This is a genomic window from Teredinibacter sp. KSP-S5-2 (assembly GCF_032773895.1).
GTDB lineage: Bacteria > Pseudomonadota > Gammaproteobacteria > Pseudomonadales > Cellvibrionaceae.
The window spans coordinates 2,184,488-2,196,789 of sequence record NZ_CP120416.1; the positions used below are offsets into that span (position 1 = coordinate 2,184,488).

Genomic DNA, 12,302 nt, shown 5'->3' on the forward strand with positions numbered 1-12,302 from the left:
CTCTACCCCATCTCTGCCAGCAAACGTACCGTTTCCTCTTCAGACAGAGAGGAAACATAATCAAGTGTTCTATTTTCGATAACTGATGCCAAGGTACGAATTGTTGGGTGCGCACGCAAATCTGCAGTTTTTATTTTTATGCTGAATAATCCATTAACTGCAGACACCACTTGAGTTGCTTGAAGAGAGTCTCCACCCAGCTCAAAAAATATGTCGTCAATACCTATTTTATTTATTCCAAGGTTCTCTTGCCAAATCTCAGCCAGTGTAATTTCTACTTCAGAGCTTGGAGAAATGTAGTCCACATCTAAATTTGGTCTACTATTAACAGCAGACTGGAAATGATAGTTGTCCAAGTCAAACTGTTCATTTACTTTGCCCGATGGGCTTGCATCTTCAATATCACCTAACCAATAGCTATTTCTTTCGAAAGCATAGGTCGGCAGTACAACACGTCTGCCATATGAACTGACAGAAGATGATAGTTTTTCCCAGCTGATGTCAACACCGTTTACCCATAGATTTTTGAGGGCATCAAGGAAAACCCGGTCGTCATCGACTGAATTTTTCGGACTTCGACTACACGAGAAAGCAACTGTGTTTTGAATTTTAGCCAAACGATTTATTATTGAAGTTAATTGCTTTCCTGGGCCAACTTCCATAATTATCAGTTTGCTTTTACTTCCCTTTTTAGTATTCGATAGATAACGGTCGATTATAGATTCAATAGCTGAATTGAATTTAACCGGATTAACGATCTGGTTTGCCCAATATTCAGGATTAAAGGAAAATTTTTCGTCAACGAAGTTTCCTTCCATGCTCGACACAAAAGGAATAGATGAAGGAGAAAAATGGATATTTGAACATTTATCTGAAAACATTCGTGCAGCATCATTCATCATTGGCGAATGGTAGGCATGAGATGTTTTTAGCAGCCGACATTCAATTCCCTGCCCCTCCAATAAGGACATGTAAGCAGAGATAGCATCACCAGTTCCGGAGACAACAAAATTTTCTGGCCCGTTAATGGCGGAGACATTAACGCCACTTGGTAATAAAAATTGCTCTGGATTGCCAACAACGCTAAGCATTGCTCCAGACTTCATTTGTGACATTAACTTGCCGCGCCAGAAAACCAAGTCCAATGCACTTTCCAGATTCATAACACCGCATAAACATGCTGCTGCATATTCACCAATACTGTGCCCCAATACTACATCTGGAGTTACGCCAACATCCTGCAGCTGTTTTGCCAATGAATACTGCACGCAGAACAACGCGAGTTGAGCATTATCTGTACGAGCCAACAATTCAACGTCCTCTTGGGAGGAGTAAATAATGGCCTTGATATCTATCTGGTATTTCTGTTTAAGATAAATGTCACATGTATCAAATACCTGTTGAAAAACGGAAAATCGGTTGTACAAACCACTAAACATTGACAGGTATTGACTTCCCTGACCGGAGAAAACCATCACAAGATAAGGATTTTCTGTGCACTCGGAATACCCGCCGGCACTTCCACTGCTCAATAGCTCGATAAATTCCGGCGTTGAACTACAAACATATCCGTTACGTACGGGATAGGTTTCACGCCCTTTGTGGAGGGTGTGTGCCACGTCGTATAGAGATAAGTGAGAGTTCGCTTGTAAGTATTCCTTTAATTTCCGAACGCTTCCTGACAGAGATGCAGGTGTTTTCGCCGAAACGGGAATAAATATAGGCTCCAACGTTTTTTCAGAATGTTGATTTTCTTGGCTTATTGATTCTTCCAACACCAGGTGGACATTAGTACCGCCAATACCGAAAGCACTAATAGCCGCTCGACGGGGAATACTTCCGCCTTCTGGCCAGGGTGCTGTATTATCAATTACATAAAACGGACTATCCTTAAATGAAATTTTTTCATTGGCAGCTTTATAATGTAAAGAAGGTACATATTTTTTATTTTGCAACATTAAGGCAACTTTAATCAAACCCGCGACGCCAGCCGCAGCGTCTAGATGACCAATATTGGTTTTAACAGAACCAAGTGCACAAAATTGCTTTTTGTCTGTATTGTACGCTCTAGTTAACGCCGCAACTTCGATTGGGTCCCCCATTGTTGTTCCTGTACCATGAGCTTCCACGTAACTTATGGTTTCAGGATCAATTTCAGCAACGCCTAGAGCTTCTTCTATCACTTCCGATTGGCCTAATTTACTGGGTGCAGTAAAACCAACTTTTGAAGAGCCGTCATTGTTTACTGCGCTTCCTTTTATTACCGCAAGAATAGGATCTTTATCATCAAGCGCATCCACAGCTCTTTTTAACAGCACAACTCCAACGCCGTTACCAACGATAGTCCCCTCTGCGTCCTTATCAAACGCACGACAATAACCGTCGGGAGAAAAAATCATACCTTCCTGATGAAAATATCCGAGGTTTTGTGGTACCGAAAGCGATGCGCCACCTGCTAGCGCCATATCGCATTCATAGTTAAGTAATGCCTGGCATGCTTGATGAACAGCGAGTAATGAAGTAGAACAGGCGCTTTGAATAGTGAAGCTTGGACCGCGTAGGTTCAATTTGAAAGAGGTTCGTGTCGCAATAAAATCTTTGTCGCTGTGAATTAACGACTGAAAACCACCCAGTTTGGAAAGCAAATCGGGTCTATCTTCTTTGAGGTACTGCAAACAGTTTATTAGATAAGTGTTAAAGCTTGCGCCAGCAAAAACACCTATTGAATCATCCAACTTGGAAGGGATTGTACCGGCCCGCTCAAGCGCCTCCCAGCAAACCTCCAGAAATATACGCTGTTGAGGATCAAGCAGCTGCGCTTCTCTGGGTGTAAAGCCAAAGAAGTCTGCGTCGAATCTATCGATATCATCAACAATAATCGATTTTTTAATGTAATCCGTGTTCGAGAGATCTTCATTTGAAACGCCTCTATTTCTTAGGTAATCATCATCAAGATCTCTAACAGAACATTTCCCATCTACCAAATTTTGCCAGAACTCTTCTGGCGTATCAGCGTCAGGAAAACGACAGGATACAGAAACAATGGCAACATCATTATCATTCATAGCGGCACCCTAGACTTCTGCATTCTCAGATTTTTGTCGTGCTCGTTTTCTTTTTTCCGCACGACTTGAAACCGGCTTGTTCCCAACATTAATCGCCGTTTCGGCGCTGGCATTTGCTCCCTGATTGGCGTAACTCACTAAACTTGTAACGGTGGTATATTCGTATAAATCCACCATAGAAATATCCAATCCAAGATTTTCGCATAGCATGTGATGTAACCTAGCCATCAATATAGACGTCCCACCAACTTCAAAAAACAGGTCGTCATTACCAAAATTTTCATGGCCTAGTACGCTCGCCCAGCAATTGCGAATATTTTTTTCAAGGTTTGTTTGATCTAATTTGATTTGTTGATCGTTAGAATGCGAGCGACGGATGTTTCTGTGCTCTTCCAGAATTACCATCAACTGCTTTTTATCTGCTTTACCGCTATCTGTTCTGGGAATAGTGTCAACTGACACCAGTTCGGCTGGAATCATATATGCAGGTAACTTTAATTGAAGCTTTTGACGTATTTCAGATGTCTCTATTTTTCCACTACTAGATAGATAGAAACACACTAATTGGTCCTCATCAACAAGGACAATAGCATTCTCCACTGAGTCCAGAGTATTGACGAGAACATTGCGAATTTCATCCAATTCAATTCGATGACCGGCAATTTTTACCATGCCATCTTTACGTCCCTTGTAGTAAAGATCACCACTAAAATCCCTTATCGCCCTATCGCCAGTTTTATACAACCGAACGAATTCACCATTCTCATATTCATAGTCGATAAATGCTTGTCTATTTTTATCAGGACTATTTAGATAACCCCGTGCCAGAGAAATTCCACCCAAATAAATTTCTCCTTCCACACCATCAGCGACCTGCTGTTGATTTTCATCCAGCAAAGTCAGAAAAACATTACCAATCGGTTTGCCGATATTGGTCGTCCACTCTTCATCATCACATTTGGAGATAGTTACACATATACTTGCCTCTGTGGGACCATATGCATTAAACACCTGCTTTCCGTGAGAGAACCAGTTTCTGGCGACTTTGGCTGGGAGTTCCTCACCACCTGCTATTACTTTTTTTAAATTAGGAACAGATGTGGGATTCAATTCAGCCATAACTGTCGGTGATAGAAAACAATAGTCAATCATTTCCTTATTTAACAGTGCTATAAGATCAGGTCCGGGTAACATTTGAAATTTGTTGGCAACGACCAAAGATGCGCCGGAATGCCAACAGATAAATGAGTTCCAGATCGACGCATCAAAGGAGTAAGATGCTGACTGCAACATTTTGTACTCCGGACTAACGCCAAATGTTTCAGCACATTGCTCAATACAATTTTTAAATCCTTGATGCAAACAGAGAACACCTTTTGGAGTACCCGTCGAACCTGAAGTATAAATAATGTACGCAAGCTGCTCTGGATCTATCGTTACATCGGGGCTGCTTACCTCGTATTGTTGATAATTTATGTGATCAAATTTGGTAACGCGTACTTTGGATTCCTCGGACATTTGCGCCAATAGTGTTTCAGAAACCAGACTCTGAGTACTGTCGGTAAGAACAAGTACAGGACGGGAATCTTGCAAAATAAATTGCAAACGTTGCGGAGGAAGGTGAGTATCCAACGGAAGATATGTCATTCCCGCTTTCATAATCGCTAGCATAGCAACGGAATAGTCACAACTACGATCCATATGCACAGCCACTACATCCTCGGCCATGAAGCCTTGTGCAAGTAACCAACGGCTTAACTGATTAACTTTTGTTTCTAACTCACTATAGGAATAGAACTTATCTCCGGCCTTAACGGCCATTTTATTCGGCGATTGTTCTGCATGCTTTGAAATTGCTGCTGTGACAGGCAAAAAGCCGACTAAATCCGACCCGGAAGCAAAGTCAAAGTCCGCCTTTTCTTCACCACTCAAGTAGCTGAGTGACTTAATACTACTAGATTGCCCTGCAACAAACGCATTTAGAACGGTCTGATATTGATCGACCATGAGTTCGATTCTTTGGGGGCAAAACTTGTCAGAATTATATTCAATTCGCCCTTCGAGCCCGAGGTCAGATTCAACTAACGTCAAAGTGATATCAAATTGTGCGTATTTTTTTTCAATGGGATAAGATGACGCCTCCCAACCATTTAAATCAAAATCGACCTTACGATTTGCTAGTACTAGCGAATAAGCTTGCTTTAGACGAGGTAAACTTTGATAAACAAACATTACCTGGAAAATAGGTGAAACAGTTGCGTCGTAGTTATTTTTCGCCATCTCGACAATTTTCTGAAATGGAAGAGCTTGATGGCTCATTGCTTCGGAAACATTTATTTGAGTTTCGGCGACATAATCTACTAAGGAAGATTCCACATCGATACGTGTACGTAATGGGAGTGGGTTGACAAAATACCCCAATGCTTCCTTATACCGAGACAAACCCCTTCCAGCCGTAGCGGTACCTACAACAAAATCCTGTTGGCTTGATATTTTATGAAGCAATACATTGAAGGCGGACAAAGCAATAACATATGGCGTAACGCCTTGTTTTCGTGCGCGCTCCTTTAATTTTTTACTTAGTTCATTGCTGATGGAAAAACTTTCTTCTTCACCCGCAAAACTCTTTGTTCTTGCCGAACCGTAATCCGTAGGAAGTTTTAAATCAGTATAACCGTCAAGTTTTTCTGTCCAGTAATTTTTTTCTCGATCTAATTTAGAGCTTTCAAGCAAGCGTTTCTGCTCAAAGGCAAAACGTGAATAGGGATACTGCTTACTCTCTACCAAATGTAGCTGGCGGTCATCGTTGAAATAGGCATATGCCAAGCGCTCCAAAAACAGCAACATAGACCACATATCTGAAACGATGTGATGAATTACGGGTACAAAAAGGAAACTTTGCTGTTGTCGAACTATGAGAAATCTGGCTGGAACTTCTTTATCCAGGCTAAATGGTTTTTTCCAAAAATCATCTACTGCATCAGCTATTTCACTAGCTGATAGCTGTGCACCATCAAGCACATCTATTTTCGGTAAAGCAGAAGAATGAACCGCTTTCAAACCTGAAGCGGTTTGCTTATACACATACCTAAAACACTCTTCCTCATTTAATAACTCTTGTAATGCAAACTGGAATTTTTCCAGCTTCAGGTTATTTTTGATTTCTAATGGAGCTACTATGTTATAAACGTAAGAATCCGGGTAAAGCCCTTGAACTAACCATAGGGATTCCTGATTTAAGGATACGTGGAGCCCGTCCTTTATTTCGTTGATGTATTCGTTGTATTCATTTTGAAAAGAGTCATTATTCGAATCATCCGTCTGTGTTACTCGATGAATCTCCTTGACCAGCTCTTCAACTGTTGAATTCTGATCAATTTCTACGTTTGCGGAAGATTCACCTAAAGAAAAATTCGACTCAATCAGATGTTGTAAATTAACGAAACTCATTGAATCTAGGCCTAACTCAACAAGTTTGCTACGTGCACTAACAATTGAAGAAGGTACTTGAATTAATGCTGCGATGAGTCCCTTTAAATACTCAAGCATCACGGCATGGATAAATGATGATTCTTTACCAGTAACGGCATCAAAATCAAATTTTTCCTGGTACCTACTCACCCCTTCGGTTGATGCAAAGTGATGCTTGGCGATGAACTCGAGATCACCATTCAAGTACCGATCTTTCATCGCTCGTCGCTGAATCTTACCACTGGATGTTTTCAATAATCTTGCGGGCTTGATCAAGCATATTGCATATAGCTGAAGTTCGTGGTCTTTTGATACGGCCTTATACGCATCCGCAATGACAGCTTCGACATCCAATGTTTTTAAAGCAGTACGTTTAACTTCTTGTACGACAACCAGTTTTTCTTCGCCAGCGATATCGATGGCAAATGACGCGCCACCGTTTATTACAAATGCTGGATTACTGTTTTGGACGCTACGTTCAATATCTTGTGGATAATAGTTTTGCCCACGAATAACCACTATTTCTTTATGTCGACCGGTAATAAATATCTGTCCCTGATTGATGAAACCAAGGTCACCTGTACGCATATAATTACGTTGGTCAGTATCATCCGCTATTTTTGCATGAAATGTTTCTTTAGTAGCTTCTTCATTTTCCCAATAGCCCTGACCGACACTCGGGCTATTTATCCAGATCTCCCCGACCTCATTATTTATGCAACGGGTTTTTGAAATTGGATTAACAATTGCCACATCAGTACCGCACCAAGGCAATCCGGACGCCACCAATTCAACAGCACCCTTTTCACCGGTTTGTTTTTCTATGATGTTATTGTCGGCCAACTCAACAGCAGAAACACTGAGGTGATGGTAATTGTCATCAACACGTGGGCCACTTACCATTAGTGTTGCTTCAGCCAAACCATACCCAGGGTAAAGAGCTTTGTAATCAAGCCCGCAAGATTTAAAACTCCGGTAAAATCGTTCCAGAGTTTCGTAACGAACTGGCTCAGAACCGTTTAACGCAGATTGCCAAGAACTTAAATCCAGTTCTTTTTTTTGCTCGTCCGTAATCTTTTCGCAACACAGATCATAGGCGAAATTGGGAGCCATAGAGGACTGACCCCGATACTTGGAAAGTGCTTTCAACCAACGTAAAGGTCTTTGAATAAACGCTATGGGAGGCATAAATACACAGTGTGCCCCCAAGTACAATGTTTGAAGGATATTACCAATCAATCCCATATCATGGAAAATTGGCAGCCAGGAAACCAGCACAGTATTTTGTGTATGATTCATTGCCTGACGCATGAGTTCTGCGTTGTGTACAAGATTACGGTGGGAAACAATCACCCCTTTTGGCGCACTTGTGGAACCCGATGTGTATTGTAAAAATGCCGTGGATTCCGGCGTGATATCGGGTTCGAGCCAACTTGAGTCGGGATTAACAGGAGGTAGGTTATCGGGAAAAAGACAGGGTAAAGCTCCCAATACATTAGAATTCTCTAACCAATCCTTCATGGTTTTATATGTCGATGACGTTGTTAGGATCGCCTTAGCACCGCAATCTATAGAAACTGTTTCCATTCTGGATTGACTGTTTTTTTGCGATTGTGGTGGAAACAGAGGAACGGCAATAACGCCCGCTTTCAAACAACCCAGGAAGGCAACCACATATTCTATGCACGAAGGAAACAACAATAAGGCTCTATCACCGGGCTTAATACCGATATCATTCAACGCTTTGGCGAGATTAACGGACTGTTCCCATAATCCACCATAGGTTATTGAGGCGGTTTCCTCTTCACCTTTCTCCAAAAAGGTATAAGCCACTTTGTTTTCAATCTTGGCCTTTTTTGAATCTAAAATGAGGTTCAATGTAGCTTGTTCGGTTAAATATAAATTCTCGTTATCCATACAATCTCTACTTGACAGCGAACTATAAAATGCGATTACCAAAGACATCGAAATCATCAAGATGCTTTTGATCACAACCAACAATTATTTAAATTAAATACAGATTTTTAAAAAAAAATTACAAGACGGAAAAACAATCATCATTCCATTCAGGAATAATTCGTGCCATTTTTTGCGGCGAAGAATAGTGAAGTAGATTAACCCTGTAAATTGCAAAACAATTATTTATTTCAAAAATTGTAATTCAATCAAGAAAATAAAATAATGTTTTATCACGCATGAATTTCGGTAACAATCGTTACGACATCCTCGGCAAAGCTAAAAACGTCACAACATTTTCCTAAGCGACATAAAAGACTGCAACAAAACAAATGCAATGCCAACATTAGAATCCTTGCGTCGTTTTTAAGGCAGCGCTTGAAAACAAAATTAATATAATGTCAAATGCGACCCTCATTAGTCCATTTATAACGTTTTCATCATGTTTACAACAATAAAGATAACGTCTCTGACCGCATCAATAGTAGGAATACTGACTTTAGTTTTGGCTTACAGGGTTGCATACATCAGGAAATACAACAGTGTTCAGCCGGGGATAAACGGAGATCTCGATTTTACGGTTGCGTTTCGCGCGCACGCAAACCTTGTGGAATACGCGCCAATTTTTTTAATCTTGCTCGCCATTGCAGAATTCAACCAGATTAACTCGAGTCTGCTTATCTTTGTTGCTACCGCATTTACAATTTCAAGAATTGCACATGCTATTGGTTACACAGTGAACAAGGGAGGTAAATCTGCGTTAAGAAGCTTAGGTAATTCGGTTACATGGATTATGTTGCTATTAATATGCTTGATTAATTTAACTGGATTTATCTAAATAACACTAGTGAGTTTTATATTGAATTAATGCATTAAATAAACATACGTTTAACCGATAAAAACATCAGCCTTTGGGCGGACACAAAAGTGACACAGACAGTGTACAAATAACTTATTTACCAAATGTAAAGTACTGAACATTTTCAATTCCGTATTGCTGAAGCTTATCCAAAACTCTGACATAAGTTTCCACATTTACCCTTTCGTGTACTCGCACAACAGCACTTCTTGCTTCATTTCCTTTTGATAAGGCAAGCAATGCTTTTTCGAAGTCCCCCAAGCTGCATGTAGTTCCGTTCATATGCAGGCGATTGTCCTTGGTAATTATTATCAGTAGCGCTCCCCCTTCAAGATCACAACCGGAAACCTCTTCGCCCTCGCTAAGAGGAACAGATGTTCGATGTGTAAATGAGAAACTGACAATTAAGAATATGACGAGAATAAACACCACATCCAGCAAGGAAGACATGTTTATCTTTTGTTCTTTATCTTCGGTATCTAGCTGAGTTTTTCTTTTTTTACTTCTTCTCATAACAAGAACTACCAATACAATCCCTGGTTAAAAGGCAAACAGATCAAGGTACGTTATCGCCACACAGCTTTAACTCGTCGGAAAACACGCAGATAAATTGATACAACTCAATTGATAATAGTTATTATTTAGATTAGTATTTGCGAAACATAACGATTTCAACGCCATCTGAAAGTATTATGCCGCCTATTCTCGCTTGCATAATCACTTTCTTACTGCCGTTCAACTCAATCTCATAACCTAGTGTGACATAAATGCCTTCATATATCCTTGATGTTCTGGCGGTTGGACTATGCCTGATCTCCTCTGCGGTCTTCTATCTTGGCTGCCCCAACCAGCAATGGTTTGATAAACGCCCGGTTGGGTTTTATCCCCACCTGGCAGTTAGCCTCGGGCTTCTCATCGGCGCCTGGTGGTTGTTTAGAAGCCATTTAAGTGTGCTGTCTTCCTCCTTCGCCCTACTCTGCATACAAATGCTGGCCCTTAGCCTACTTCCTTTTTTGGCCCGCTTTGATAACCCCATAGGGAATACAGGAACGAGTAAAACAGGCATAACCAAAGATAAAAGCGCCTCCCTCTATCGACCGCAATGGTGGTTAAGAATATTGGGAGTTTTCATTCTCGGTTACCCCCTTGCAGTGGGAATCAGTGGCCTCTTCGCCTTATTTGGGCCGGGTGAAATTACGCACGATATTAAATCCCAGCTGGTGATGTGGATGATCACTCCCCTTTGGCTTCTTCCGCTTAGTTTAGTGTTTTTTGCTCAAAGCATCGTTCGGACGCTAGCGATTATTTTGAGCCTGAACATCATTGTTTATTTACTACTCTGGTACGCCAGAGCTGGAGTCTAATCTGTGCGTATTCAGCATTTTAAAGTTTATAACCAAATCCATACCTGGACAGGCATTATTGCCGGGCTATTTCTGTTTATCTGCTTCATTGGTGGTGCACTCACCATGTTCAAAACGCCGCTGAACCAATGGGCATTACAGGCAGACGCATCCTTAGCTCCAATCGCTGAAGAAAAATACGATGATTTAATTCAGCAGGTATTACAGCAACACCCGGAAGCTGCAGCAGAAATGACGGTTTATTTACCCAGGGCGCAACCCCAACATGCACCTGTTTCCTGGGTTATTGAAAATCACGAAACTCACGCCACAACCATCTGGCACGCAACACTAAACGATAATAATGAACTGGTGACTGCGCAGGCTTCTGTATCCGCAGTTGGCGATTTTATCGATGACTTACATCGTACAGCTGGTATTCCTGGCGGGGACGGTCACGATGCCGTTGGAACCTACGTAATGGGTATTGTAGCCGGGTTGTATTTCTTAGCGCTGGTATCCGGTTTAATTATTTTTCTTCCTTCCTGGTTTAAGGATTTGTTTAGTGTCCGACGAGGAAAAAACCGTAAGCGTTTTTGGGTCGATTTTCATAATGTATTGGGTATTTCGGCTTTGCCATTTCACATTGTTATCGCCCTAACAACCATGGTGTTTGCTTTTCACGATCTATTTTATGGTTCGCTTCAAGCATTGGTTTATAAAGACACGCCCATGTTTAACGCCCCGCCTGCTGGAACTGCGCGACAAATAACAGAATTAGCGAGCATTAATGAACTCACACAATCTATTCAAACACTGGAACCGGAATTTAAACCTGCAGTAATCACCTTCAGAGGGCTCAATTCGCCAAGGGCCAGCGCGATTTTTGGTGGAGAAATGGAAGGCCATTGGATACGCGGCCCTGACTACGCCTTTGTGGTAAGCAACCCATACACAACTCAGCCCGGTTATACCGCGATGCTGCCAAACCAACCTGGCAGCATGGGCAAATTTGTAAACGGATTTTTTGCTTTACATTTTGGGGGGTTCGGTGGAGACACCATACGTTGGGTGTACTTCGGCCTTGGTGTGTCTGGCGCCTTGTTATTTCTAAGCGGCAATATTTTATGGATTGAAACTCGTCGCCGACGACAGAAACAAAATGAAATTCCAGTCGAGCAAAAAAAATCATGTGTAACTATGGCGCGACTCACTGTTGGCGTTGCTCTTGGAACACTAATGGGTTTAGCCCTATCACTATTAATCGTCAAATGGCTGCCGCACAGCCAAGTGGATATTGCATGGTGGCAAAACTTCGCCTACTACAGCGGTTTTTTAGTTTGTATAGGTTGGGCGTTTATATGCCCCCCGCTACACGCAGCCAAACAACAGCTGCTCGTGCTTTGTGTCTTGACTAGCGTATTAACCGTTTCAAGTGTTGGCCTTGGTCGTTTATCCACGATCAGTCTCGTCTTTGCTTTTGTTGCCTTGATAATTACCGCCGGCTTATTGGCCACACTTGGCTGGGTTAAAAAGCGAGAAAAAACATTAGAAAAAGACAGTGCCTGGATATAAACCGGCATAACAATTTTAAAAACTATGACAATA

6 protein-coding genes are annotated in these 12,302 nt (G+C 41.5%); 3 read left to right on the forward strand and 3 right to left on the reverse strand.

Translation table 11 applies throughout. The features are described 5' to 3' along the window. Positions 1 to 2: 2 nt before the first annotated feature. Positions 3 to 3,065 carry a type I polyketide synthase gene (locus tag P5V12_RS09780; RefSeq protein WP_316957167.1) on the reverse strand — a complete coding sequence of 1,021 codons (3,063 nt, stop codon included), beginning with the start codon at positions 3,063 to 3,065 and terminating at the stop codon, positions 3 to 5. A 9-nt stretch (positions 3,066 to 3,074) separates the two neighbouring features. Further along, positions 3,075 to 8,453, reverse strand: coding sequence for a non-ribosomal peptide synthetase (locus P5V12_RS09785; protein WP_316957168.1), 5,379 nt, complete (start codon positions 8,451 to 8,453; stop codon positions 3,075 to 3,077). Between the two features lie 481 nt (positions 8,454 to 8,934). Between P5V12_RS09785 and P5V12_RS09790 the strand changes: the two genes are divergently transcribed. After that, the gene (locus P5V12_RS09790; RefSeq protein WP_316957169.1) at positions 8,935 to 9,330 is read left to right on the forward strand and encodes an MAPEG family protein; all 396 of its coding nucleotides are present in this window, start codon (positions 8,935 to 8,937) and stop codon (positions 9,328 to 9,330) included. 114 nt (positions 9,331 to 9,444) lie between these two features. On the opposite strand, the gene P5V12_RS09795 is transcribed toward P5V12_RS09790, so the two are convergent. Then, a complete protein-coding gene (locus P5V12_RS09795) occupies positions 9,445 to 9,864 on the reverse strand; it encodes a biopolymer transporter ExbD (RefSeq protein ID WP_316957170.1) in 420 nt (139 codons plus the stop codon). Between the two features lie 254 nt (positions 9,865 to 10,118). Between P5V12_RS09795 and P5V12_RS09800 the strand changes: the two genes are divergently transcribed. After that, the gene (locus tag P5V12_RS09800; RefSeq protein ID WP_316957171.1) at positions 10,119 to 10,715 is read left to right on the forward strand and encodes a hypothetical protein; all 597 of its coding nucleotides are present in this window, start codon (positions 10,119 to 10,121) and stop codon (positions 10,713 to 10,715) included. Positions 10,716 to 10,718: 3 nt separating this feature from the next. Further along, positions 10,719 to 12,269 (forward strand): PepSY-associated TM helix domain-containing protein, encoded by a 1,551-nt coding sequence (locus P5V12_RS09805; RefSeq protein ID WP_316957172.1) that lies wholly within the window; start codon positions 10,719 to 10,721, stop codon positions 12,267 to 12,269. Positions 12,270 to 12,302: the final 33 nt, after the last annotated feature.

Excerpts from the sequence above, each read along its gene's own strand:
- P5V12_RS09780 (WP_316957167.1), bottom strand. The coding sequence starts at position 3,065 with ATGAATGATAATGATGTTGCCATTGTTTCTGTATCCTGTCGTTTTCCT.
- P5V12_RS09785 (WP_316957168.1), bottom strand. The coding sequence starts at position 8,453 with ATGGATAACGAGAATTTATATTTAACCGAACAAGCTACATTGAACCTC.
- P5V12_RS09790 (WP_316957169.1), top strand. The coding sequence starts at position 8,935 with ATGTTTACAACAATAAAGATAACGTCTCTGACCGCATCAATAGTAGGA.
- P5V12_RS09795 (WP_316957170.1), bottom strand. The coding sequence starts at position 9,864 with ATGAGAAGAAGTAAAAAAAGAAAAACTCAGCTAGATACCGAAGATAAA.
- P5V12_RS09800 (WP_316957171.1), top strand. The coding sequence starts at position 10,119 with ATGCCTTCATATATCCTTGATGTTCTGGCGGTTGGACTATGCCTGATC.